The following is a 26,810-nucleotide window of genomic DNA, read 5'->3' on the forward strand; positions in this document are numbered from 1 at the left end:
AACACAAACCATATATTGAACCTAAAAAGCAAAGGATGGAAAAATAACTTTCCATCCTTTGCTAATAAGCTGCTATCAAGTTTTTAAAAATTGCCTTAATGCAACAGTAGAAGACGGCGGTCGCTTTTTTCAATGCACAGTTCACAATTCACAATGCACAATTATGGTTGATTTTTCTCCGTTACACTACGATAAATCTTTGATTATATTTTTTTGTGGATTTGCTACTTTAAAAAGCCGTGGCTAATTATTAGCCACGCTTATATAAATTCCTAATTTTTTCGCAGCGTTAGCGTAGAAAAAATCTCCTTCATTGTGAATTGTGCATTTAAAAGAACACATCTTCTAAGTCTACCCTAAAATTCTCAAACACCACAGATTCAATGATCCCTGTTTTAACCTTTATATCTGCCTGCTCATATAGGCCTTCTTCATTTAAGGAATACACAGTAATAGCATCTTTCATGGGGTTCACTATCCAATATTCCTTAACTCCGTACTTCATATATAAATTAAATTTTGTAACCAAATCATGACCTTGATTTGAGGGGCTCAATATTTCTATTATCAAAGTAGGTACACCAATATATTTTGATTCTGTAAAGTTATATTCATTGCATATTACGCTAAGATCAGGAATTACTATTTTTTTATCTTCTATGTCATCCTTGCTTAGTTGAATATCTGTAGGAGCTGCAAAAACTTTGCATTTTTTATCTTTTAGATAGATGCCTAGCTCTGTATGAAGATTGCTTGATACTAATTGATGCTTTATTGAAGGAGAAGGGGACATATAAATAATGCCATCAATATATTCTAAAATACTTTCACTGCTGTTTTTTAATCTCAAGTATTCTTCATAGGGGACAAAACTTTCTTTTGCTAAGGACATTTAAAATCAACTCCTTATTTATAATGGGTTTATATATTTTTAATTATAGCATTAATAATCTATAGATAAACATAAATTTTGTAATTTGTTTCTTAATACAATAATTATAATTTCATGAAAATGAAAATATTTTTATAATTAAAGAAAAAGCTATGGACATTATGAAATAAATATACTATTATATAAGTGTAATATAAATAAAAATTTAACAAGCTCTTGAGAAATGGTTGTTGTAAAGCTTAGTATACATAAAAATTATACAATATTTTTATATTACCTATATTGTTGAAGAATTATTAGATTGGGATTTTTATAAATACCTTTGCTTAATTATTGCAGCTTAAGATACTTATCGGGTAAATATGTATTAATATTTGACTATATATGTATAATAAATAACAAAAAAAGTTATAAAAACAAGTATTATTGTGAAATTATTTTCATGATTATGAAATGTTTGAGCTCGTAAAAACCTCTCTTTACAGAAAATTTTATAGTTGTGATATAATAAACTATAATAATTGAAAAGAGGGAGCAGAATATGATAGAGGGTATAGGTAAAAAAATAAAAGAGCTAAGGATTAGTCGGAATTTGACATTGAAGGATTTGAGCGTAAAAACTGACTTATCAATTGGATTTTTATCTCAATTAGAAAGAGGCTTGACGACTATAGCTGTTGATACCTTGTACACTATAGCAGAAGTTTTGGGTGTGGAGCTATCTTATTTTCTATCAAGTCCAAAACAAAATAAGAAATTAGTACTTCGTAGTTATGAAAAAGAAGTGTTTCAGATATATAGCAATCAATTTATATATTATAATTTGACTAATGATATCGAAGATAAAGTTTTCTTACCAAGATACATAGAAATTCTTCCTAGTAATAATGAAGAAGACATTACACCTTATAATCATGAAGGAGAAGAGTTTGTTTACGTAATGGAAGGAATTCTTACTTTGGTTGTCAATAATGAGAAGTATGAATTGTATCCTGGAGACAGTGCACATTATGATTCTAGCATTGTTCATAATTGGGCTAATCGCACAAATAAGACAGTGAAGTTAATCACTGTACATACTCCAAATATGTTTAGAAAATAAATTCTATAGAGCCTTTTACATAGTAATAATTTAGTCCTTAATTATTACAGCTTAGAAGGCCTTTTAATAAATGAAAACGTTTACAATATATTTTTGAGAATTAAGCATAGAGTTTTAGCAATTTGATTATATCATATTTAGAAAAGGGGGATGGTTTTCTTGAACTCAGCAACTACAATAAATATACAAAAATTCTCTGTACACGATGGTCCAGGTATCCGCACAACGGTTTTCTTTAAAGGCTGTCCTTTGAAATGCTGGTGGTGTCATAATCCAGAAAGTCAAAATAAAAATCATGAAATTCTTTATTTTCAAGAAAGATGTACAGCCTGTGGCATTTGCTTAAAGCGATGTCCAGAGAAAGCTATTGAAATAAAAGATAACACAGTATTTGTAGATGAAAATAAGTGTACAATCTGTGGTAAATGTACAGACTTTTGTCCCAATAATGCTAGAGAATATGTGGGCAGAGATTTTACAGTACAAGAACTCATGAAAGAGATTATAAAGGACGAGGCCTTTTATGATGAATCTGGAGGCGGAGTGACTTTTTCAGGAGGAGAACCTTTGATATATGCAGATTTTCTAAAAGAGGTTCTTAAGGCTTGTAAGATTAGAGGAATTAATACTGCAATAGATACCTGCGGTCATGCTAAATGGGAAGAATTTGATAAGATAGCAGACGATGTAGATTTATTTTTATATGATCTTAAGCAGATGAATAGTGAAAAGCACAAAAAATATATGGGAGTGGACAATAAGCTCATATTAGAAAACCTAAAGAAACTTTCAGATAGGGGATGTAATATTTTTGTTAGAATGCCCATAATCCTAGGAGTTAACGATGATGATGAACATATAGATAAAAGTGTTTGTTATTTATCAAACTTAAATATTATACAAGTTAATTTATTGCCATATCACAAAATGGGTATGGATAAATATAAAAGACTTAAAATGGAATATAAATTATCTGGCACTGAAAAGCCCTCTGAGGAGAGACTATATGAAATATCAGAGAGGTTTAAAAAAGCTGGAATCCAAGTGAAAATAGGAGGGTAATTAGTTATGATAAGTGAAAGAGTAAAAAAGTTAAGAGAGCAAAGCTTAAATGCAGTTCCTCGTATTTCTATGGAAAGAGCCAAAATTGTAGACGAGGTTTATAAAAAGTATGAAGGAGTAGTAGCTACTCCAGTATTGAGAGCATTAGTGCTAAAAGAATTAATGAGCAAGAAAAAGCTTTGCATTAATGAGGGTGAATTAATAGTTGGAGAAAGAGGAGAGGAGCCAGCAGCAACTCCTACTTATCCAGAGCTTTGCTGCCACACCCTTGAAGATATGGACATAATGGATAGACGTGAAAATATAAGCTTTAAGGTTAGCGAAGAAGGAAAAACCTTTCAGAAGGAGGTTATAATTCCTTTCTGGGAGAAGAGGTCCATTAGGCATAAAATTTTAAATAGCATGACGGAGGAGTGGAAGGCTTGTTACAAAGCTGGTGTATTCACTGAATTCATGGAGCAAAGAGGTCCAGGCCATACAGTATGCGATGATAAAATTTACAAAAAAGGATTCCTAGATTTTAAAAAGGATATTGAGGAATCCATGAAAAATCTTGATTTTCATAATGACAATGAAGCTTTGGATAAGAAGCACCAATTAGAGGCTATGAGCATAGCTTGTGAGGCAGTGATGACTTTAGGAGAAAGATACGCTAAATATGCTAAGGAACTTGCAGATAAGGAAGAAAATCCTATAGTAAGGCAAGAGCTTCTTGATATTGCAGAGGTATGTAGTCATGTGCCAGCAAAGGCTCCAAGAAACTTTAGAGAAGCCCTTCAAATGTATTGGTTTGTACACTTATGTGTTATATCTGAATTAAACCCCTGGGATGCATACTGCCCTGGAAGGTTAGATCAACATTTGCATCCATTCTATGAAAAAGAGGTGGAAGCGGGGACTTTAACTCGTGAAAAAGCAGAAGAACTATTACAATGCTTCTGGGTTAAATTTAATAATCAGCCAGCGCCACCTAAAGTAGGAATAACCTTAAAGGAAAGTGCCACATATACAGATTTTGCAAATATCAATGTGGGTGGAGTAAGACCTGATGGTTCAGATGGTGTTAATGATGTAAGCTACATCCTGTTGGATGTTATAGATGAAATGAGATTATTGCAGCCAAGCTCCAATGTGCAAATAAGCAAAAAAAGTCCACAAAAATTCGTGAAGAGAGCTTGCGAGATTTCCAGAAAAGGATGGGGGCAGCCCTCCATGTTTAATACGGATGCAGTAATCCAGGAGCTTATTAATGCAGGGAAAACCTTAGAAGATGCTAGATGCGGTGGAAATAGCGGATGTGTTGAAACCGGTGCCTTTGGTAAAGAAGCATACATTCTTACTGGCTACTTTAACTTACCTAAGATTTTAGAAATAACCTTAAACAACGGTACTGACGTGATGACCGGCGAAAAATTGGGCATTGAAACAGGAGAGGCTAAGAACTTTAAAACCTATGAAGAGCTATTTGAGGCTTACAAGAAGCAGCTTAAGCACTTTATTGATATAAAAGTAAAGGGAAATAGAGTAATTGAAAGAATCTATGCCACTATGATGCCAGTGCCATTTTTATCAGTGGTGACAAGTGATTGTATTTCCAAGGGAAAAGACTATAACGCTGGAGGAGCCAGATATAATGTGAGTTATATTCAAGGAGTTGGAATAGGAACCATCACAGATGCTTTAACAGCTGTGAAGTATCAAGTATTTGATAAGAAGAATATAACCATGGCTGAGTTAATGGGGGCTTTAAAAGATAATTTTGAAGGTCATGAAGATATACTAAAGTTAGTAAAAGAAAGAACTCCTAAGTATGGAAATGATGATGATTATGCTGATGATGTTATGAAGGAGATCTTTGAAGCTTACTATAAAGAGGTAGATGGAAGAAAGAACGGTAAAGGTGGGGTATTTAAAATAAATATGCTTCCAACCACATGCCATGTGTACTTTGGATCTGTCATAGGAGCAACGCCTAATGGAAGAAAGGCCCATGTACCTCTTTCAGAAGGGATTTCACCAGAAAAGGGTGCAGATATAAATGGTCCTACAGCAGTAGTAAAATCAGCGGCTAAGATGGATCATTTAAAGACAGGAGGCACCTTGCTTAATCAAAAATTTACTCCTTCAGTGGTAGAGGGAGAAAAAGGCTTAGATAACATGGCTAATTTGGTTAGAACCTACTTTAAATTAGATGGACACCATATTCAGTTCAATGTGGTAAACAGAGAGCTGCTCATAGAAGCTCAAAAAAATCCTGATGAATATAGAGATCTTATAGTTCGTGTGGCTGGATATAGCGATTACTTTAATAATCTAGACAAGGTATTACAGGATGAAATAATTGATAGAACTGAGCAATCCTTTGAAGGATGCAGTTGCTGCTAAGAGCAGGTAGGAGGAATATTATGAATAAAACTATAGGATTTATAGGCTGTGGAAATATGGGAGTTGCTATGATAGGGGGGATTATCAAAGCTAATATAGTTTCTCCAAGCAACATAATTGTAGGGGATTTAAATGTAAAAAGCCTAGAGGAAGCTAAAGCGAAATATGGTATAAACATCACTACAGATAATAATGAGGTGGCTAGAACCAGTGATATTTTAATTCTAGCTGTAAAGCCAAATTTATACCCAGTAGTTATTAATCAAATAAAGACTCAAGTTAAGGAAGAAGTAATAATAGTAACCATTGCAGCAGGTAAAGACATAAAGGGAACAGAAGAGAGCTTTGGAAAAAAGCTAAAGGTAGTGAGAGTGATGCCTAATACTCCTGCTCTTGTAGGGGAAGGTATGTCTGCTATATGCCCTAATGAAATCATTACTAAAGAAGAAGTAGAAGAGATAGTTACTATCTTTGAAAGCTTTGGGAAAGCAGAGATAGTAAGTGAAAAACTAATGGATGTGGTAACGGCGGTAAGTGGTTCAGCGCCAGCCTATGTATATATGTTTATAGAGGCCATGTCGGATGCAGCGGTTTTAGATGGCATGCCAAGGAACCAAGCCTATAAGTTTGCTGCACAAGCTGTACTTGGAGCTTCAAAAATGGTATTAGATACTGGAATGCATCCAGGGGCTCTTAAAGATATGGTGTGCTCTCCTGGAGGTACAACCATAGAAGCGGTAGCAACGCTAGAGGAAAAAGGCTTAAGGACCGCTGTTATATCAGCTATGAGAGCTTGCACTAAAAAATCTATTGATATGTCTAATTTAAAGTAATATCAGACCAAAGACCTTATTCTTTTCAATATAATATGTATAGGTATTTAGTTATTTGTTGAAAGAATAAGGTCTTTTAATAAAAAGTTACTTTTGGTAGTAGTTGAGTAGTAAAAAATAAGAAAAATTATCGGAAAATAAAAAAGATTATAAAAATAAAGGGGCGTTTTTTTATGGTAACAGCTATTTGGATAGCATTGATCATTATGGCAGTTTGGTATGGAACTATTTTCTTCAAAGATTTCATGAAACATAAAGATAAATTAGAGAATTGTTCTTGGACAAAGGTTGGACTAATTGGATTTATAGTAAACTTTTTCGATGTTTTAGGAATAGGTGCTTTTGCTCCTCAAGCAGCATTATTAAAATTTACTAAGCAAACAGAGGATAGGGTTATTCCAGGTACTATGAACATTTCAAACACAGTTCCTGTTTTGCTACAAGCCATCATATTTATAAAGATTATAGAAGTGGATGCCATTACGCTTATAGTAATGCTAGCCACTGCTACAGCAGGAGCTATAATTGGAGCAGGGGTAGTTGCTAAGCTTCCAGAAAGAAAAATACAATTAACCATGGGTATTGCTTTGTTTGCTACAGCCTTTATTATGCTATCAAGCATGATGGGCTGGATGCCAGCAGGAGGAAATACCATAGGCTTAACAGGTGGAAAACTTATAATTGCAGCAGTGGCAAACTTTATTTTAGGAGCCTTAATGACAGCCGGAATAGGTTTATATGCACCATGCATGGCCTTAGTATTCGTGCTCGGCATGTCACCGGCCGTTGCATTTCCAATCATGATGGGGTCTTGCGCATTCTTAATGCCGCCAGCTTCTATTAAATTCATTAAAGAAGGAGCATATAATAGAAAGTCAGCTCTTGGAATGGCCATACCAGGTTCCATAGGAGTCTTAATTGCAGCTTTTGTAGTTAAATCATTACCTCTTAATATATTGCGTTGGGTTGTTATGGCGGTGGTTGTCTATACTTCCATAGTTATGTTAAGAGCTGCTGCTAAAAATAAAGATAAAAAAGAAAAAGTGACATTGGCTAATAATGCTAATTAAAAAAGCTATATAATATAAAATTCTATAAACCTCTATACCTAAAGTTAAGTTAAAACTATAGGTATAGAGGTTTTTGCTTTAATCTTATGACACTATTTTCCGTGTTTTAGAAATTAAATTTAATATTATGAAACAATAGATAGAACCGAGCAATACTATAGGAAAATGATATTTCTTATTTAGTTTCACTCTCTACAAGTTTAATTAATTCGGGCGAATTTTTAAGAGGGCCTCTTGAGGAATCTGTATAATTTTTGCTATCACTATACTGAAAACAAGCAGCTATTGAACTTTTATCGTATTTTTCACCTTTATTTGCTAATGGGAAAAATAGCTTATAATATTTTATAGCTTTAAAGGTAGTATCTTTCAACGACATTTCCTGTTCTTTTTCATAGATAAACTCTATACTTAATTTCTTTTGTTTAAGTTCAGTTACATATTCTTCATTTACTCCATCCTTTATAGTTGAAATTTCACTAACATCTATCCTTTTGTTGGTTAAATCCACAATTTTCTCGAATGAAGTATCTCCAGGTTTAATCTCTTTTGACTTATTATCAAAGTATATAACTATCTTATTAGGTGATGGTATTATCTTTTCAACTGATGAAGCTGTTATACTTGGACTAAATTAGAAAACCTTTTAAACACAAGGGTTTCACTGATTTAGTCCAATTTTTTTATGCCCAAAAAGGCAAATAACAGCAGTTTTGAGGAGGTTAAGATACGAATGTGTAAAATTATAGCGGTGGCGAACCAAAAAGGTGGTGTCGCCAAAACAACCAGTGTCCGAAACATGGCATATTCTCTTGGAGAACTTGGTAAGCGGGTATTGGCAGTGGACTTTGACCCGCAGGCCAATTTGACAGCATCTTTTGTGGACGACAGCACTTCTGTTCATATAACTATTGCAGATGTTATGAACAAAGCTATGGATGAGGAAGAACTGCCAAATAAGGTAGAGTACATTCATTCTCATGGTAAAGTAGATTTTATTCCGAGCAGTATTCATTTATCTGTTGTAGAAGCTAACCTGCGTATGGAAATGGGGAGTGAGAAATTGCTCTCGAACATCCTGGAACCGCTGCGCGACGATTATGATTTTATCCTCATTGATACAAATCCTTCGTTAGGTCCGTTGACCATTAATGCACTATCAGCTGCCGATAGCGTAATCATTCCGATCAACCCTGAATATTACGCAACAATGGGCCTTACGGACTTGACGAAAACCATTTTAAAAATCAGAAAGAGAATTAACCCTGGAATTCAGTTTGAAGGAATCCTGATGACGATGTGTGATATGCAAACCAATCTTCACAAGGAAGTCTGTGCTGAAGTTACAGAAGCCTATGGTAACGGGATGAAAATTTTCAAAATGCAGATCCCTCGCTCTATTCGAGTGGGTGAAGCAAATCGTTACGGCATGAGTGTCATAGACTTTGATAGGAAGTCTAAGGCAGGACTTGCATATGGTGAAGTAGCAAAGGAGTTGATAGCAAATGGTAACAAGACCAACAGCTAAGAAGGTTAAATCCCTTGATGAATTATTGCAGGCTGCTGAACCAGCATCAATGCCATCTAAATCAGGAGATAATGGGATTTTGATGATACCTTTTAATAAAATCAGACCATATCAAAATCACCCGTTTCGCTTATATAGCGACGAGCGATTGGATGACTTGGTAGAGAGCATCAAATCAAATGGGATTTTGATGCCGATGATCGTAAGAAGAATTGAATCTGACGAAAACGGCTATGAATATGAAATGCTTGCCGGTCATAATCGAATGAATGGAGCAAAATTGGCAGGACTTACAGAAGGTCCTTGTATTGTAAAGGACAGCTTGTCTGATGAAGAAGCCCTCATGTATGTGGTAGAAACAAATGTAATTCAGCGATCATTTTCAGATATGCTTCCATCGGAAAAAGCGGCTGTACTTGCACTCAGGCACTCTAAAATGTTCTCTCAGGGCAAAAGAAATGATATCATCAACGAGTTAAAAAGGCTCGAAAATCCTGAATATAAAGGGATTGACGAAACTTCTGCCCCAGTGGGGCAGAAGTTAACAAGCAGGGAGAAAATCGCAAATGAATATGGACTTTCAAAGAATACAGTAGCCCGCTTACTGAGGGTTGATAAACTGATTGTCGGCTTGAAGAGCCGGGTTGATTGTGATGAAATTTCCCTGCGATGTGCGGTTGATCTTTCATACCTTGCTGATTCGGAGCAAGAAGAAGTTGAAAGGGTTCTTTCTGAAAACGAGTTCAAAGTGGATATGAAAAAGACTGAAATGCTTAGGAGCTATTCAGCAAATAGCAAACTTAATGAGAAAACTACATATCAGATTCTATCAGGTCAGATAAACAGAAAACCAAAATCATCATCAGCTCCATCGATTAAAATCAAACATAAGGTTTACTCCAAGTTTTTTTCGCCTGATACCAAGGTAAGTGAAATTGAAAAGGTGGTGGAAGAAGCACTTGAACTATATTTCCAAACCCACCCTGACAGAAAGGAGGCTAACACTGCTTGAGAAAAGATGAAAGGTTAAAAACAATCTATGAAACAATCGCTCCCCATATTACTCGGAGCGAGAGTGCCTGGCGGGATTACCTTGAGTTTGCATCTAAATTTTTCAAATACAGTTTTGATAATGCACTGCTTGTATATGCTCAAAACCCAAATGTTACAATGCTTGCACCTACAGTAGTTTGGAATAAGGTTGGAAGATATGTCAACAAGGGTGCGACAGGTATTGCTGTATGCGAATATGAAAACGCAAGACTTACTATCAAGCACTTGTTTGATGTTTCTCAGACCAATGGCAGAGATGTGATTGCAACAAACTGGCGGCTTGAAGAAGATATGAAGAAGCGTATCGAACTGCGTCTTTCATACGGGCATAACATAAAGACATCAGGTTTTGCAGACTGCCTTCGCAGAATCTCTTATGAAGCTGTTATGGAAAACCTGGACACTTACCTGCAAAACTTTCAGAACGACTTTGGGAATCATCTGTTTGAAGACCTTCCACAAGACGGACTGGAAATGCAGCTTCAAGAACTTATCAGCGAAAGTGTTTGTTACTTTGTAGGGAAAAGATGCGGATTAACTGATGAAGAAATGGAATTAGGATACGGGATGGCTACAGTTGCTCACTTTAATACCATTCCTTTAATTGCAAAACTCGGCTATACTGTCACCGATATTTCTAAAGGAATCTTGATCGAAATTGAGAGGAACATAAAAATCATCGAGAAAGAAAGGAGAGCAGAAAATGAGCAAAATAGACGTGAGTTACACAGAGATAGACGGAGTGAATATTCCCAATATCCAAATCTCGAACGACAGCAAGGACGACAGGCCGCTGGGGAAATACGGCAGGATGGCAATGGAATACCTCAAAGAACAAAATCCACAGCGATATATGATTTTGAAAATGGATGGCACTCTGATGGCGACCATGCACCGGGTACAAGAGGAAGCAGTGGAGAAAATAGAGCACATCACACAGCAGATGTTGAAGTCCGATCCGATGCCGAACACCGAGGACATCATGGAGAAAACCAGACACATGAACAGCCTGAGATCAGCAGCGGAGGAAATCGTTCTGAACGAACTGATTTACCAAGTGAGATAAGCAGTGAACCTTATATTCCAAATGTAGAGCTATCCGAAAAGAATGAGTCATTAACGGATGGCTCTTTTTTTATGCCTGAAAATGTTACAATTGCAGCTTATAATATCCCTGATGAACTTCAAGAAATGGAGGGAACTGATGAGTCAAAGATAAATGAAAAATTACTTAAAGTTTTGGTGGTAGAACAGGGTAAAGCGCCTTATGTTACTGAAATCCGTAATGGATATAAGGAGCTTCAAAAACAAGTCGGAGGTACTTTTACTACTATTGAAATTGCAGAAGGTATTGATGCTATATGTGCTGATGACGTGGACTTTGGCAGCACTTCTATTAACCGCATTGTAAACGGACAGCCAATTTTCGGAACATTTTTAGTTGCAAGAGTGAATTATAATACAGGTGAATATGTTTCTTTAACCGATGCAGATATCGAGAAGTATTTTAAGCAATTTACAGCTCCATTGATTGATATTACTGATCTACTGCAAGAATTTGAGGGTGTGAAAATAAGACAAGAGGAAAAGGCAAGCGAGTCAAACTTTCAGGAAATGGGCTTTTATAGAATGATGCCGGTAGGTCAAGTACCTCTACCTTCAACTAAAACAACAATTCAGGATAACTCCACCTATTCTCAAACTGAAGATACTCCAAAAGCTCATAAAGTTGAAACCATTGAAGCAGAGCCAATACAGAGTAAACAAATGAACTTGTTTGACGTGACACCAAAAAGCCGTGAGGAGCAACTCATTGAAATGGTGCTTCTTGAAGGCAGTGTAATGCAAGATGGTAAGAAGCGGATTTATGATTTTGCAATGACTAATCCAACAGGCTCAGCATTTAGTGCGTTTTTGAAAGCCGAATATGGGGTTGGAGGTCATTCTGTAAATAAACAGGGAATTGGATTTGAAAACCACGACGGGACCGGTATTGAATTTGACTGGACCGATGAAAACGGAGAAAAGCATAAAACCAATATAACATGGCTGAGAGCTGCTATAGTTATCCGAAAACTGATTGATGAAGGACGGTATTTGGATTTACAGGAAGTAAATATAGACCAAGATGAAAAGTTTAACTCGCTTAAAAACGAGCTTGAAGAAGTAAAGGCTGAGTTGATTGAGATTGAGAAGAAGTGGGAATCGGGAGCAATTTTTTCTTACAAACAGTCGGAGTATTGGCAGGACCTTGAAGACCTGAAAGATGAACTTGAAAAGGAACTGGCAGAAATAGAACAATACCATACACCGGATGAAAAGGATTCGGAAGAAAAAGAAAGCAAACCGCAGGAGCAAACGGCTAAGGATATTCCCTTATCTGTCGAAGCAAAGTCTGGACAGTCCCGTCATACCAAGTTGAATTTCCGTTATTCCGAGGATTATAACCTATATCCAAACGGAGCAAAAACCAAATATAAAAATAACATTGAAGCAATCAAACTCTTAAAGCGGATTGAAAATGAAAAGCGCCTTGCTAATCCCGAAGAACAAATTATCCTTGCACGTTATGTGGGATGGGGTGGCCTTGCTAATGCCTTCTCTGATACTGCATCAGGATGGGAAAATGAGCATCAGGAACTAAAAGTCTTACTTGATGAAAAAGAATATGAGGATGCCAGAAATTCCACTATCACGGCTTATTATACCGAGCCGGAACTGGTAAAATGCATCTATAATGCCTTTGAGAGGTTCGGTTTTAAAGGTGGCAGGGATAGAAAGATTCTTGACCCAGCGATGGGGACGGGAAACTTCTTCTCAGTCCTTCCCGAAGCAATTGCCGACACGCCTCTTTACGGTGTTGAGATTGACAGTATCACCGGACGAATTGCAAAGCAACTATATCAAAAAGCCAATATTTATGTGCAGGGGTATGAAACCACAAACTTTGAGGATAATTCTTTTGATGTGGTCCTTGGGAATATTCCATTCAATAATATAAAGCTGTACGACAAGAGATATGCTGATGAGGATTTTCTGGTTCACGATTATTTTATTGCCAAATCCCTGGATCTTGTAAAACCGGGCGGTATCATTGGTTTCATCACAAGTAAAGGAACAATGGACAAAAGAGATACTGCGGTAAGGGAATATATAGCACAAAGAGCCGACCTGATTGGTGCTGTCCGGTTGCCGAACAATGCATTTAAAGCACTTGCGGGGACGGAAGTTACGGCCGATATTTTATTTTTTAAAAAGCTTGATCGTCCAAGAAAGGTTGATAAGTATTCTTTGCCGGACTGGGTTTTTACCAATACGAGAAAAACAGACTACATCAACATCAATCAATATTTCCATGAGCACCCTGACATGGTTTTGGGTGAAATGAGACACAGCAGGAATATGTATGGAAATGAGGAGGGTACAGCCTGTATTGCACCGGAAGGGCAAGATTTATATGCAGAACTTGATAAGGCCATTAATAAGCTCCACGCAACCTTTACCGCAGAAGCTGATAAACCGTTAGAAGCCGCTGAGGAAGAATCAGTGAATGAAGTAACTGAGCTGGATGCTCCTAAAGGAACTAAAAACTATACCTATGTGGTGTTGGATGAAAAAATATATTATTGTGAGCATAACAAGTTGATACCACAGGATTATACAGGGAAACGAGCTGAAAGGATTAAAGGGCTTTGTGAAATCAGAGGTGCGCTTTTAAATGTTATTGCTGTACAGACAAGGGATTACACGCCTGATGAACTTCAAAAAGCGCAGAAAAAACTTAACAGCGTATATGATAGATTCGTTGACCGATGTGGGTTTATCAATGACAAATCCAATATTGCAGTATTTTCGGATGACGACCAATTTCCGCTCTTACGTTCTATTGAGGATCAGAGCGAGGATAAACAGTCATGGGTTAAAGCACCAATATTTTATAAAGCAACCATTAAATCATACCGTTTGCCGGACAGGGCGGAAACAGCAAAGGAAGCACTTGAAATCAGCCTTAATGTTAAAATGAAAATAGACTTGCCGTATATGGCAAACCTGACCGGTAAAACCGCAGATGAGCTGATTGATGAACTTGGAGACAGAATTTATTTGAATCCACAGAAATACTACGGCAACTATTACGAAGGCTGGGAACTGAATGAAGAATACTTAAGCGGACAGGTCAAAGATAAGCTGCTATATGCAAAAATAAAAGCAGAAGAATATCCGGACCTTTTCACACGAAATGTAGAGGCTTTAGAAGCAGTGCAGCCTCCAAGGCTGCTGCCCGGGGATATTGATTTTCGCATTGGTTCTCCTTGGATACCGATTGAATATTACCGCCAGTTTATGCATGAAACCTTTGGTACTCCTTATTATCTTAGAGATGTTATTGACATTGATTATATGGAGTATACCACCCAGTGGCGTGTTTTGAACAAAACAAGGGATGCCAGTTCTATTAAGGTTAATAAGACCTATGGAACAAGCAGAGTAAATGCCTATCAGATTTTTGAGGATTGCTTGAACTTACAGAGTACAACAGTGCGTGACCCTGTACCTTATGTGGATGCAAACGGGAAAGATCAAGTAAAATATGTTGTCAATGCCAATGAAACCATGATCGCAAGAGCTAAACAAAATCAAATTAAAGAAACTTTTGGAGCATGGCTGTTCAGCAATAAAGACAGAGCTGAGGTGCTTCTTAATATTTATAATGAAAGGTTTAATACCATCAGACCTCGTGTGTATGACGGATCTCACTTGATATTCCCCGGTATGAGTGATGAGGTAAAATTACGACCGCACCAAAGGAATTTTGCAGCGAGGGTTATTTATTCAGGTACAGGTTTGGCAGGACATGTGGTTGGTGCAGGGAAAACCGCAGCCCTTATTGCATCAGGGATGTATCTGAAAAGCATTGGAGCCATTAAAAAACCGATATATATTGTTCCTAATCATTTAACAGAGCAATGGGCAAAAGAGTTCTACCGTTTCTTTCCGCAAGCCAATATTTTAGTGACAACCAAAAAGGATTTTGATAAAGCCAACCGCAACAAGTTTGTTTCCCGAATCGCAATGGGTGATTACGATGCCATTATAATCGGTCACAGTCAATTTGAACGTATTCCTATCTCAAAAGAGCGCCAGGAAAAGCAATTGAATGAAGAAATCAACCAACTCTCTTATATTATCAAGAAAATGCGTGATGAAAAGGGCGACAATTGGTCAATTAAACAAATGGTCATCTTTCAAAACAACCTCAAAAACAGGCTGACAAAGCTTGCTGCTGAGGAAAAGAAAGATGACCTTTTAACTTTTGAACAGCTTGGTGTAGATTACATGTTTGTAGACGAAGCCCATGTTTATAAAAACTGTTTCAGCTATACAAAAATGAGGAACGTTGCCGGTATCGGTAAATCGGCAAGCCAAAGGGCTACTGATATGCTTTTAAAATGCCAGTATTTACAGGAAATCAACAATGGAAAAGGTGTGGTATTTGCCACAGGGACACCCATTTCCAACAGCATGAGTGAGATGTATGTCATGCAGAGATACTTGCAGCCACAGACGCTTCAAAAAATGGGCTTAAACTACTTTGACAGCTGGGCTGCCACCTTTGGTGAAGTTGTATCTTCTTTGGAAATAACGCCGGAAGGCTCCGGTTATCGCATGAGAAACCGTTTTGCAAAATTCCACAACCTGCCTGAACTTATGAATATGTTTCAACTCGTAGCTGATATTCAGACTGCCGATATGCTGAATCTCCCGACTCCAGATATTGAGGGTGGTAAAGCAGCCATTATCGCAACAGAAGCCACACCATTTCAAAAAATGCTGATGGATACCTTTGTTGAGCGAGCTGATAAAATCCGAAGCGGCGAAGTTGATGCTTCTACCGACAATATGCTTAAACTCACGAATGAAGCTAAGCTCATGTCCATCGACCCTCGATTGATTATTGAAGATGCCCCAAATGATCCGAACAGCAAGCTGAATATTGCCATTGATAAAGTGTTTGATATATGGCAGAAGACCAAAGAAAAACGCTCTACTCAGATTATTTTCTGTGATTCCGGCACACCAAAGCCCGGACAGTTTAATGTCTATGATGAAATCAAGCAGTGCCTGACTGAAAAGGGTATTTCTGAAGAACAAATAGCTTTCGTTCATGATGCTAAGACCGATGAACAACGTGAAGCACTGTTTGAAAAGGTACGTATGGGTGAGGTGAGAATCTTGCTTGGAAGCACATTAAAACTTGGAACAGGCACAAATGTTCAGGATAAGCTGATAGCTGTCCATCATCTGGACTGTCCTTGGCGCCCAAGTGATATTGAACAGCGCGATGGCCGAATACTGCGTCAGGGTAATGAGAATCCCGTGATAAGTATCTTTCGATATGTCACTAAAGGTACGTTTGATGCTTACTTGTGGCAAATCCAAGAGCAAAAACTGAAATATATCAGTCAAGTCATGACAGGCAAGAGCATTTCTCGTTCCTGTGAGGATATGGACGAAACCGTTCTCTCTGCTGCTGAAGTAAAAGCCATAGCAACATCTAATCCACTTCTGGCAGAAAAAATGGAAGTTGATAATGAAGTAGCAAGATTGAAATTGCTCAAAGCTAACTGGAACAATGAAAGGATTATTTTAGAAAGAAACATCGAAAGTCATTATCCAAAAATGATTGCTCATTGTAAGGAAAAAATTGCAGCCCTGGAAAAAGATATTGTACTGAAAAATCAATCAATCGGACAGGAGTTTTTAATGCTTGTTAACGGCAAGACCTTCGATGAAAGGGTAAAAGCCGGTGAAAGGCTTATCATGATGAGTAAGCTCCATGACATTTTTGTAAACGGGGAACCTTTGGAAGTTGGTGCTTATCGCGGGTTTAAACTTTTACTTGCCCGATCTGCATTTGACCAGTTAGAAGTGCAAATCAAAGGAGCATCAACCTATCGTGTTGAACTCGGTGATTCCGAGCTTGGAAGTGTTACAAGGATTGAAAATGCTGTAGAGAAAATCGACAGCATACTGGCACAGACAAAGCAAAAACTTGAGGATGCGATTGTACAACTTTCCGAAGCCAAAAAGGAAGTAGTAAAACCATTTGAATTTGAAGAGCGCTTAGCAGAGTATTCAGCACGTCAGGCAGAGATTAATACAAAATTGGAGTTTAAAGAACTCAGGCAGCAGGAGGAGGTTATTATTGATGAAAACGGACAGGAAAGCGATTCACGGTATTCATCTGATGACAGAGAGCCTGAACATGCAATTGCAGAACGGGATATCTAAGGATGTTATTTTAAAGCCATTTTAAATTACTTTATTTTGAAAGGATGTGATCATAATGCCGATGGTTGCGGTAAAACAGCCCTATGTTTTGTTCGTGGTAAATGATGATACGCCACAGCATCCCCGTGCGGAACAAGATAATCTCGGAACAATGATCTGCTTCCATAGCAGATATAATCTTGGTGACGAACACAGCTTTCATGAGCCGGACGATTTTTTGATGGATCTTTTGGAAAAAAAGCTGGGCGACTATGAAGAAGCCGAGGAAAAATTCGAGGAACTTACAGAGGAGATTGATATTTCTTTGTATCGAAATCGCTATGGTGCATACAGAAAAGCCATCCATGATAATATCTTGGATTATCTTTCGAGCAGTTTCGTTATCGAGCCTATTTATCTTTATGACCACAGTGGAATTACAATCAATACAACCGGTTTTTCCTGTCCTTGGGACAGTGGGCAGGTAGGCTGGATTTATGTTTCATACGATAACATACAAAAGGAATATGGTGTGGTCACTCCTGAAACTATTGAAAAGGCAAGACAGGTTTTAATCAGCGAAGTTAGGGAATATGATTATTACCTTACCGATCAGTGCTACGGATTTAAATTGTATGAAAGCAACGAGGAAATAGCAAGCTGCTGGGGCTTTATGGGTGAAATTCGTGATGTGCAGAATGAAATAAAAGAGTATTTGCCGGATGACTGCAAAGATATTGTTGAATCCCTGGAATATCGATATGACGATGCAGATATTGAAGATATTTTGGAGGAGATAAAGGAACTGGATGAAGAAATGGAGGTATAGCCTATGCAGACGCAAACCCGGAAGGCATATCGCCACTTTACGGAGGAAGAAATACAAAGAGCAAACTGCGTAAGCTTAATTGATCTTGCACGTCAGTATGGTTTTGAACTTGAGAATGGAGGAAGAAAAGCACTTCATGCAAAAAAATCGGGTGGGTTGTACATTTTTAAAGACAGCAACCGTTTTTATCACTGGACTGCCGATGAAAAAGGCGGTCCTATTGATTTTGTGATGAAATACGGCAATATAACCTATCCCGAAGCCGTTGCACAACTGCTTGGTGAACGTTATGAACCTTATATTCAAACTGTAGGACCTTATGAAAAAGAAGAGAAAGGCCCGCTGATTATTCCTGATAAGGCAGAAAATTTTAAAAGAACCTATTGGTATTTAATCTCCATCCGAGGTATTGAACCGGAAATTGTATCCGTACTGATGAATGAAAAGAAAGTTTATCAGGAAGCCCAATATGGAAACTGTGTGTTTGTCGGATACGATGAGAGCGGTATTCCTAAGTACTGTTCCATGCGCGGAACCTATACTGATAAGGCATTTAAAATGGATGCCGTTAATTCCGATAAGAGCTATCCCTTTGTGATCGGAGGGAAGAGCGATATGGTATTTGTTTGCGAAAGTCCCATTGATGCCATGAGCCATGCTACCTTTGCAAAACTCTATGGACATGATTGGAGGCAGGATAACCGCATCTCTCTCGGATGTACCTGGGATGGCGCCCTTGAACGATATTTGCAGTGGCATCCTGAAATCAAAAAAATAGTATTCGCCTTGGACAATGACTACCTTGCTAAAGATAAAGACGGATGTTATAGAAACTGGGGTCAGATGGCTGCAATGAAATGGTGTGATAAATACAGCGAAAAAGGCTACGAAGTAGCAATCCACAGACCGCATCTCAAAGACTTTAACCAGGATCTGATTGAAAACCGTAAAGGAAGAACTGTAGCTGAGCTTGACGCCATGCGTGAAGATGAACTGAAAGCCGAATTTGAAAAGGATGCCGTTGATGAGCCGAATGAGGAACTTGACATGGAGGAGGTTGAACCATGAACTTTCTTTTCATCAGTATGAAACCTTCCCTTTTGGGAAGCCCCGAACCTAAAGGGGAAAGGGTTTAATCCCTTCCCTTTTGAGGTAAGGCAGGAATAGTGGGGTTCCCACCCCACGAGAAAACAGCTTACCGGCAGTGCCGGTAACGGGGTTCTTGCAATATTATCAGTCACCCAATGGGGTGACAAGCGGAAAGGAGGAGTATTGTGAAAGATAAACCTAAAAGCAACACTCCAAAAACTCAGAAAAGGTCAGTGGTTTTTTCTACCGATACTTTAGAACAGATTGAAAAGCTGGCAATAAAGAAGAATGTATTTGCTTCTGATATTATCAGAGAATTTGTGGAGAAAGGATTGGCAGTCAATGGATATGAAGAAAACATAGATATGATAACCGCCATCATTCATCAGGAAATTGAAACTTCAATTAAATCACTGGCTAACCGTCTTGCAGGAATGATTAACAGACTGACAATCATCTCAGCTGCAGCATACTATGCAAATATCTCCATTATATCAGACTTGATTGATAAAGATCGATATTCTTCCTTTGAAAAAATCGAAAAGCTGGCAAGAAAGCGTGCTTTGGTTTACGCCAATATGAAAAGTGCTGATGCAGTCGCAGCCTTTATGGATGATGAAGAAATAAAGAAAGCAATTGCAGAGATTAAGGGAGGAACACTTGCTTATGTCGATTTTGATGTATAAGCAGAGATTTCGTCCTCCAAATTATAAAAAAACACCCAAATGCAATTATGCCCATATCCGATATATTGCCACTCGCCCTGGAGCATCAAAGAATGAGGGCATGCGTCACGGGTTGTTTGGCAAACTTTATCCCGGTAACTTGGTAGAGTTTGAAACCTGGCAAGAGATAGCAAGAGAAGTGCGGGAGCTGTCATATAAAAAGGTTAATATATTTAGAAGCGTCATTTCATTTACGCCGCAAACAGCAGCCGAATTGAGTTTGAAAGATCATAAGGCGTGGGAGGATTACATTGAGAAGCATATTGCGATTCTTGCTCAAAAAAATGGCATCAGTCTTAAAAATCTGTCCTGGGTTTGTGCACATCATAATGAAGTCAGTCATCCTCATATCCATGTAGTCTTCTGGGACAAAAACCAAAAGACTATGAAGAATTTTGTTAAACCGGAAGTAGCAGATAGCATTCGTATACAGCTCATAAAGGAAACCTTTGCAGATAAAATTGCGGATTATTGCAAAGCTAAGGAAAACAGTAAATCAGCACTGAAAGAAACTACAGATCAACTGGTAAAAGACTTTGATGACTATATGAAATCCATTTACCCTAAGGAATATAAATACTTAAAAGAACTTGTAGGGAAAATTGATGAAGATGATTTAGCAGCCATTCCGCTTGATGGAGTATTGAACGGTATCAATCTATCTCCATTATCGGTCCGTCTGTTTCAGCTTAAAGACATAATGCCGAAAAAGGGAAGGCTTTATTATCAACTGCTTCCGAAAGAAGTTAAAGAGGCAATTGATGAACTTATAGCTGATTTAAAACAAAGTGTTCCCTACATTAAAGATTTAATAGATGAATATGCAGAGATAAAGTCAAAGCTTGCCATGCTTTATGATACAGACCCTGAAAACATCAACAAGCACAAAGATAAGGCAGTAGATGAAATGGACAAACTGATTGCCAATAAAGTGCTTGGTGTTGTCAAAACAATATTAAATAAGGAGCGTGAGCTTTCAAATGTAGAATTTACAGAAGCCAGAAAAATTTATTATACCGAACAGATGGTTTATGAAATCTTGATTATGCTGGAACAAAACACATCAGATTTAAACATGGACTATGATGATGCAGAAAAAGCAATGAGTACAGAGCTGTCGAAAAGGGCGAAAAAAGAACTATATCTTAATAACAGGGACAAGAGTATGGAGAAATAAGTTTTCCATATCCTTTTTGATTAACAGGAAAGGAAAATGATAAAATGCCTGACTAAAACAATATCAATATCCTGAATGAAAGGGTGATAATTTTGGTTTCAAAAAAGCAATTATACAACGAACTTTTTAAGCGGTTAAAAAAGGTACAGCTAACTATTAAAGAACCTGAAATATCCGATGTAACAGCAGAAATTTTTAACGATACCGGAGGACTGGTAGCCGTTATAACCGCAGATGACAGGCTGATATATAGTGGATGCCAATGTGAAAGTGCCAATATTATAGTGGAAATTGCTTCGGACTTAAAAAAGCAGTTTAATCTTTCCTCAGACTTGCCTGTTAAGCCGATAGGGAATCTGCCAAACGGGTATATGAAGCTTTATGAAGTTGGAGACATTGTAATGGGCTGCCGGTTGTCCCCTCTGATTGGTTATGAGTATGCTACCCGGAAAAAAGGAATGGACTATGACAAGTCGGAAGTCTATTACTATGCTCGGCAGTTTTTATGTTTTAAAGAAGCACAACAGGATTTTGCAGAAAGATGTGGCTTTATAGAAAAACAGCAAAAAGTCAAAAGGGATAACCTGTTTTCCAATGCCGAACTTTCACTTCTGCTATCTTGCTGTATCGAACGTGTAAAGTTAGATGCTGCACTTACATCAGAGGTAGAGAAAGCTATAGGCGATGTTATCTCCAAAATTGAGCAGATTTTGCCTGCCCCACCGACAGATAGTGAACAGGATATTGAAAGCGAGAATGTGAGGTGCTTTCGATGAGAAAATTTAGTAACGAATTGTATCGGGCATTTTTAGAACGAGCGTACACACTTGGATATACTGCGGTTGAATTTGAAACTGTCGGCCAACCTGTGGAATTTTACAAAGGTAGAGAATATATTTGTTCTTTGATGCCGGATGGTGAAATTCATTATAAAGATAACGCAGCAGTTCGTGATGATGTATTCCGATTAACAGAATTATTTTCTTCCATGAAACATGCTTACGATCTTTATGAAAAAGCTGAAAATCTGCCGTTTGAAGGTGTGAAAAATTACAAAGTGCTTTGTGAGTTTGGAAATTTTCTTTTGGCAGCAATGATGGATAATAACGATCAATTACGGTTCGTAACGTGGAGGTATTCGTATAACCGTGACAGTGTAGCCTATGGACACTACTTTGACACCGACTATGACGGAGCAAGGCAGGATTTTGCAGTACGTGCCGGTTTGATTGATGAGAAAAAACTGCTCAAAGAAAATGAACTGGTAACTTTATATGAAGCATGTATTTTCAGGGGCAGAAATGACAGCGACATCAGCTTTGACGATGAAAAGAGGCTGATGAATGTAATGAACAGAATTCAAGAAAATATTCCGAATTTGTCATTGGACTGCCATGAGCAAAATCATGAAGCAGAGAGCGAATTGGATAGATAAATTTAAATAAACGGAGGAAATTGAATATGAAAAACACATTAAAACGGGCGATGGCAATTGTTGCTGCTATCGCTCTTATTTTAACCCTTTTTAGCAGTGCTGCTTATGCTGCTTTTAAAGTGTTCCCTGATGCTTCGAATCACTGGGCAAGAGAAACCATTGAAAAGCTTTCACAGGAAGGCATTGTAAACGGATATCCTGACGGCACGGTCAGACCTGATGCGACTATTACCCGCAGTGAATTTGTAAGTCTGCTGACTTATAGCTTAAAGCTGGAGGGTTATGCCCACACTGATCCCGATACCTTTGATGATACGGACAAGCATTGGGCAGAGAGCTTCATCGAAGCTCTTGTCAAAAACAAAGTAATAGTAAAAGATGATTACGGAAAAGATTTTAAGCCTGGCCAGCCTATCAGGCGTATGGAAATGATCCGCATGATGGTACGTTCCATAGGCAAAGAAGATATGGCTAAAACTATGACAGAAGATACGCCTTTTGTTGATGACGGTCAGATTACCAAAGAAGATAAGGGATATATCAATGTTGCAGAAAAATATGGTTTGTCCTATGGTTATCCCGACAAGACCGTGCGTCCTATGGCATACAGTACCAGAGCGGAAGCCTTTGCAATGATTCTTCGTCGTTCTGAGGCTATAGAGCGTATCTCACAGGAACAGGCAGAAAACAATAACGATCAGGAAAAAACCAAGCCGGATGAGAAGTCGAACAACAGCAGTAACGGTGGTGGCAGCACAAGCTATCCTGCTGCAAAGGTAGAAATTTCAGTGCCCAATTACAGCCATACAGATACACCATTTGAGGTAAAGACCACTTTAAGCAATGTAAAAAATCTTGAGTGGACAATTCAGAAAAAAGATACAGAGTCACTTGCAACGGATGATTTGGAAGGAACACTCAACAAGGATGGCGGTAAGATTTGCATCAAAGCGGCGGGAGATTATAAAATAACGGCTACCGCAACCAATTATGGCAATAAAAAATACACTTTCAGTAAGGAAATCAAAATCTATCCTGTTCCAGATATAAGCATTGATCTTAACGGTAAGACGCATATCGATAAAGAGGTTGAAGTCAAAGCGGTGGTACAAGATAACAAAAATGTAACATGGCGTCTTTTTAAGGACGGAAAGCAAGTAAAATGGGGTGAATATATTGAGGGCAATCTGAATAATGATGGAGGTTCTATCAGCTTCAAGGAAAGTGGCAGTTACTCCCTTGTTGCCGCCATCATTGATGAAACGAACCGAGAGTTCACAGCAAAAGCCGATATTCAGGTCTATCCTGTGCCACAGTTGACACTAAATTTGCCTAAAACAGCACATACCGATTCAACGGTAAACGTAACGGTAGAAAGCAAGGATTTAGGGAATCTGGATATTGTCTGGCAGCTTGAAAAGGATGGGGAACAGGTTAGTTTAAAGGACTGTATCAATGGAAATCTTACCAATGAAGGTGGCAATATTCAATTTAAAGAAAAAGGTTGGTATGCTCTTAGAGCTGTTGTCATTGACATAACGGGCAGAAAATTTGAAGCTGCTGCGCAAATTACTGTTTACCCTGTGGCGAGCTTTGCCTTTTCCCTGCCTGCAACAACCCATACCGACAAAGAGATTGCCCTAATGGTGACATCCTCCGAAATCGGGGATATGAAAGCAGTATGGAGCATTACCAAAAATGGCAAGGATGCGGCACTTTCAGACTGTATCGACGGATCGCTTTCCAATGAAGGAGGTACTATCCGTTTTAAAGAAAAGGGAGTCTATACCTTAAAAGCTGTGTTGGTTGACTCGACAGGCAGGGTATTTTCTAATGAGGCAAGTACAGTTGTATATCCGGTGGCAGTTACAGGCTTTTATTTGCCGGAAATTGCACATACCGATACCTTTGTAGAAGTCAAAACCTCATTCATGGAAACACAGGGGCTTGAGGTTCGCTGGAGTTTGACGAAAGATGGTAAAGAGATTAATTTGAACGACTGTATTGAAGGAACGATTAACGATAACGGAGGTACTATCCGCTTTAAGGAAAAGGGGGACTACCATTTAAAGGCTGCGGTTATAGACAGCACCGGACGTAGTTTTGAATACACCTCACCAGTTATGGTTTATCCCGTGATCAACATGGACTTTACAATAGAAAAAACCACTCATACAGATAAGCCAGTCACAGTACAAACACAGCTTATTGAAGCAGGTAAGCTCTCTGTTGTATGGAGTGTTACAAAGGACGGAACGGAAGTTGCTGTTTCCGATTATATCGAAGGCAGTCTCGGAAATGATGGAGGAAATATCCGCTTTACTGAAAAAGGCAGTTATACGCTGACAGCTACTACTTCCGATGAAACGGGCAGAAGTTTTAAAAATAGTAATGAAATCAAGGTATATCCGGTTCCGCAGCTTGTATTTACTTTGCCCAAAGCTGCTCATACCGATGATATTATTACCGTCAACACTACAACTGCTGATATGGACGGATTGACAGTTAAATGGTATGTGAACAATATGCAAGGTTTTCAGGATTGGGATACCTATATTGACGGCACACTTGGGAATAATGGTGGAGACATTCGTTTCAAACTTGCCGGAAACTATGGCATTGAAGCAAGTGTGACAGATGAAATCGGAAGGGTATTCCAATTCAATTGTGAAAATAAGATCGAGATTCTCCCTGTCCTCTCCATAGAATTTAATCTTCCTCAGATTGCCCATACAGATACGGATATTGATATTCGCGCTACAGGCGATATGGGAGTGCTACCGATTGAATGGAGTTTAATGAGAAACGGTCAGCCTGCTAAATGGGATGAGTCAGTCAATGGAACAATGAATGAACAAGGTGGGAAAATCCGTCTAATGCAGGAAGGTGAATACCTCCTTACCGCAACAATGACCGATGCTTTAGGCAAAATTTTCAGCTATAGCGCACAAATTAGCGTTTACCCATTGATAAACTGTGATTTCTCAATGCCGAGCAGTGTACGAACCGGAGTGCCATTTGAAGTAACAGTCAGTCAGGCTGCAAATCCTGGTGGCAAAAATATTGTTTGGAGCCTTGAAAAAGACGGGCAATCTATACCGTTGGATGGCAATATACAGGGTAATTTGGGAAACAACGGCGGAACTGTGACAATCAGTACACCGGGAAACTATATTTTGAGTACCACTGTTGTTGATGAGCTTGGCAGAACATTCACCTCAAAACAGAGCATTGAAGTAATTAATACAGCTCCCACAAAGCCGATTGCAAATGCCAATGTAACCCGTACATTTAATAGTGGTAAATTTCTTGTTGAGATTTATGCCACCAGCAGCGACCCCGATGGAGATGAAATTACTTATGAATATAGTGGAAAGGCTGAAGATAACTATTATACCGTTGGTAATCATACGGTAAGGGTAAGAGCAAAGGATAACTATGGCGGTGTTTCCGACTGGACAGACGTAACCTTTACTATCAGCAATGCAGCACCGTCAAAGCCAACTATTGTGGCAAATGTTACACGAAACGCAAAAGACGGGAAATTTCTTGTCAATGTTTCTGTTAATAGCACCGATGCAGATGGTGATGAAATTATCTATGAATACGATGGAAAGGCTCAGGACAATTACTATCCTGTAGGTACTCATACGATAAAAGTAAGAGCAAAAGACAACTATGGCGGTATTTCCGAGTGGTCGGATGTGGCCTTTACTATCCAAAATTCTGCACCTACTGCACCTGTGATTACCAGAACGCCAGACGGAAACAGTGTTACACCAGGTACACCTGTTAAAATCACAGCAACTTCCAATGATGCAGATGGGGATGCCATTACCTATGTTTGGGAAAACCGTCCTGCTGAAACTTATGTCTATCCACTGGGCAAAAATGTAGTGAAGGTTAAGGCAGTTGACAGTACCGGAGCTGAATCATCATGGTCGGCTATTGTATTTTTCGTGGCAGATTCCACAAATGGCGGCGGTATGGTGCTTACTGGCCCGGATTCAGTTATCATGGAAAACGGGTTGGAGGGAGCTACTATTACGCAATACACCTTTACTGTACCGCCTGTCAGCGGACATAGCGGAAGTGATTTTGGACGAGTAAGGGGATATAACATTAAAACAAATACATGGGATCAGCTTGACTATCAAACAACCAAAAATGGTATAACGTTCCAAAAAAATCTACCGGCAGGTACTTATTCCAAGCTAGAGTTTTACTACTATACTAACCATGATTGCATGTATAACAAGTCTAACATTACCTATTCTGTAAATTACTATTTTGATTAGATAGAAACATGATGATAACCGCCTTGAAAAATATCAGGGCGGTTATTCTTCTTAATGGAG

17 protein-coding genes are annotated in these 26,810 nt (G+C 38.3%); 15 read left to right on the plus strand and 2 right to left on the minus strand.

Annotated features, from left to right (window positions below; all coding sequences use genetic code 11):
• Positions 1-328: 328 nt before the first annotated feature.
• Entirely contained in the window at positions 329-892 is a 564-nt protein-coding gene (locus BN2665_RS06410; protein ID WP_055666281.1) for a Uma2 family endonuclease, read from the minus strand.
• Between the two features lie 541 nt (positions 893-1,433).
• Between BN2665_RS06410 and BN2665_RS06415 the strand changes: the two genes are divergently transcribed.
• The 5 genes from BN2665_RS06415 to BN2665_RS06435 all read left to right on the plus strand — a co-directional run bounded on the left by BN2665_RS06415 (position 1,434) and on the right by BN2665_RS06435 (position 7,344).
• The gene (locus tag BN2665_RS06415; protein ID WP_055666282.1) at positions 1,434-1,994 is read left to right on the plus strand and encodes a helix-turn-helix domain-containing protein; all 561 of its coding nucleotides are present in this window, start codon (positions 1,434-1,436) and stop codon (positions 1,992-1,994) included.
• A 159-nt stretch (positions 1,995-2,153) separates the two neighbouring features.
• Positions 2,154-3,056, plus strand: a complete 903-nt coding sequence (locus BN2665_RS06420) for a trans-4-hydroxy-L-proline dehydratase activase (protein WP_055666283.1) — start codon at positions 2,154-2,156, stop codon at positions 3,054-3,056.
• Between the two features lie 6 nt (positions 3,057-3,062).
• Positions 3,063-5,441 carry a trans-4-hydroxy-L-proline dehydratase gene (gene hypD / locus BN2665_RS06425; RefSeq protein ID WP_055666284.1) on the plus strand — a complete coding sequence of 793 codons (2,379 nt, stop codon included), beginning with the start codon at positions 3,063-3,065 and terminating at the stop codon, positions 5,439-5,441.
• Between the two features lie 20 nt (positions 5,442-5,461).
• The gene (proC, locus tag BN2665_RS06430; protein WP_055666285.1) at positions 5,462-6,274 is read left to right on the plus strand and encodes a pyrroline-5-carboxylate reductase; all 813 of its coding nucleotides are present in this window, start codon (positions 5,462-5,464) and stop codon (positions 6,272-6,274) included.
• 173 nt (positions 6,275-6,447) lie between these two features.
• Entirely contained in the window at positions 6,448-7,344 is an 897-nt protein-coding gene (locus tag BN2665_RS06435) for a sulfite exporter TauE/SafE family protein (protein WP_055666286.1), read from the plus strand.
• Positions 7,345-7,519: 175 nt separating this feature from the next.
• Here BN2665_RS06435 and BN2665_RS06440 read toward each other — a convergent pair whose 3' ends face one another.
• On the minus strand, positions 7,520-7,855 hold the full coding sequence (locus tag BN2665_RS06440; protein ID WP_055666287.1) for a hypothetical protein: 336 nt from the start codon (positions 7,853-7,855) through the stop codon (positions 7,520-7,522).
• Positions 7,856-8,077: 222 nt separating this feature from the next.
• Here BN2665_RS06440 and BN2665_RS06445 point away from each other — a divergent pair, with 222 nt between their 5' ends.
• From BN2665_RS06445 to BN2665_RS06490, 10 genes are all read left to right on the plus strand, one after another.
• Entirely contained in the window at positions 8,078-8,872 is a 795-nt protein-coding gene (locus BN2665_RS06445; RefSeq protein WP_055666288.1) for a ParA family protein, read from the plus strand.
• Positions 8,850-9,884: a ParB N-terminal domain-containing protein gene (locus tag BN2665_RS06450; protein ID WP_019225152.1), complete on the plus strand. Its 1,035-nt coding sequence runs from the start codon at positions 8,850-8,852 to the stop codon at positions 9,882-9,884. The genes BN2665_RS06445 and BN2665_RS06450 overlap by 23 nt, the downstream gene beginning before the upstream one ends.
• Positions 9,881-17,218 carry a DUF3846 domain-containing protein gene (locus BN2665_RS06455; RefSeq protein ID WP_423229846.1) on the plus strand — a complete coding sequence of 2,446 codons (7,338 nt, stop codon included), beginning with the start codon at positions 9,881-9,883 and terminating at the stop codon, positions 17,216-17,218. The genes BN2665_RS06450 and BN2665_RS06455 overlap by 4 nt, the downstream gene beginning before the upstream one ends.
• Positions 17,219-17,273: 55 nt before the next feature.
• Positions 17,274-18,026, plus strand: a complete 753-nt coding sequence (locus BN2665_RS06460; RefSeq protein WP_028308368.1) for an Rpb4 family DNA-directed RNA polymerase subunit — start codon at positions 17,274-17,276, stop codon at positions 18,024-18,026.
• A 3-nt stretch (positions 18,027-18,029) separates the two neighbouring features.
• A complete protein-coding gene (locus BN2665_RS06465) occupies positions 18,030-19,094 on the plus strand; it encodes a DUF3991 domain-containing protein (RefSeq protein ID WP_055666289.1) in 1,065 nt (354 codons plus the stop codon).
• Between the two features lie 206 nt (positions 19,095-19,300).
• Entirely contained in the window at positions 19,301-19,801 is a 501-nt protein-coding gene (locus tag BN2665_RS06470; RefSeq protein WP_055666290.1) for a hypothetical protein, read from the plus strand.
• Complete coding sequence (mobP3, locus tag BN2665_RS06475; protein WP_055666291.1) at positions 19,782-21,017, plus strand: MobP3 family relaxase; 1,236 nt, start codon at positions 19,782-19,784, stop codon at positions 21,015-21,017. The genes BN2665_RS06470 and mobP3 overlap by 20 nt, the downstream gene beginning before the upstream one ends.
• Positions 21,018-21,109: 92 nt before the next feature.
• Entirely contained in the window at positions 21,110-21,793 is a 684-nt protein-coding gene (locus tag BN2665_RS06480; protein ID WP_055666292.1) for a hypothetical protein, read from the plus strand.
• Positions 21,790-22,452 (plus strand): hypothetical protein, encoded by a 663-nt coding sequence (locus BN2665_RS06485; protein WP_055666293.1) that lies wholly within the window; start codon positions 21,790-21,792, stop codon positions 22,450-22,452. Before BN2665_RS06480 ends, BN2665_RS06485 begins: the two co-directional genes overlap by 4 nt.
• A gap of 26 nt (positions 22,453-22,478) precedes the next feature.
• Positions 22,479-26,750, plus strand: a complete 4,272-nt coding sequence (locus tag BN2665_RS06490) for an S-layer homology domain-containing protein (RefSeq protein WP_055666294.1) — start codon at positions 22,479-22,481, stop codon at positions 26,748-26,750.
• Positions 26,751-26,810: the final 60 nt, after the last annotated feature.

Source organism: Desnuesiella massiliensis (assembly GCF_001403615.1).
GTDB lineage: Bacteria > Bacillota > Clostridia > Clostridiales > Clostridiaceae > Desnuesiella > Desnuesiella massiliensis.

Coding starts and splice junctions, on each gene's coding strand:
- BN2665_RS06465 (WP_055666289.1), top strand. CDS start 18,030: ATGCAGACGCAAACCCGGAAGGCATATCGCCACTTTACGGAGGAAGAA.
- BN2665_RS06450 (WP_019225152.1), top strand. CDS start 8,850: ATGGTAACAAGACCAACAGCTAAGAAGGTTAAATCCCTTGATGAATTA.
- mobP3 (WP_055666291.1), top strand. CDS start 19,782: ATGTCGATTTTGATGTATAAGCAGAGATTTCGTCCTCCAAATTATAAA.
- hypD (WP_055666284.1), top strand. CDS start 3,063: ATGATAAGTGAAAGAGTAAAAAAGTTAAGAGAGCAAAGCTTAAATGCA.
- BN2665_RS06485 (WP_055666293.1), top strand. CDS start 21,790: ATGAGAAAATTTAGTAACGAATTGTATCGGGCATTTTTAGAACGAGCG.
- BN2665_RS06415 (WP_055666282.1), top strand. CDS start 1,434: ATGATAGAGGGTATAGGTAAAAAAATAAAAGAGCTAAGGATTAGTCGG.
- proC (WP_055666285.1), top strand. CDS start 5,462: ATGAATAAAACTATAGGATTTATAGGCTGTGGAAATATGGGAGTTGCT.
- BN2665_RS06460 (WP_028308368.1), top strand. CDS start 17,274: ATGCCGATGGTTGCGGTAAAACAGCCCTATGTTTTGTTCGTGGTAAAT.
- BN2665_RS06435 (WP_055666286.1), top strand. CDS start 6,448: ATGGTAACAGCTATTTGGATAGCATTGATCATTATGGCAGTTTGGTAT.
- BN2665_RS06410 (WP_055666281.1), bottom strand. CDS start 892: ATGTCCTTAGCAAAAGAAAGTTTTGTCCCCTATGAAGAATACTTGAGA.
- BN2665_RS06490 (WP_055666294.1), top strand. CDS start 22,479: ATGAAAAACACATTAAAACGGGCGATGGCAATTGTTGCTGCTATCGCT.
- BN2665_RS06445 (WP_055666288.1), top strand. CDS start 8,078: ATGTGTAAAATTATAGCGGTGGCGAACCAAAAAGGTGGTGTCGCCAAA.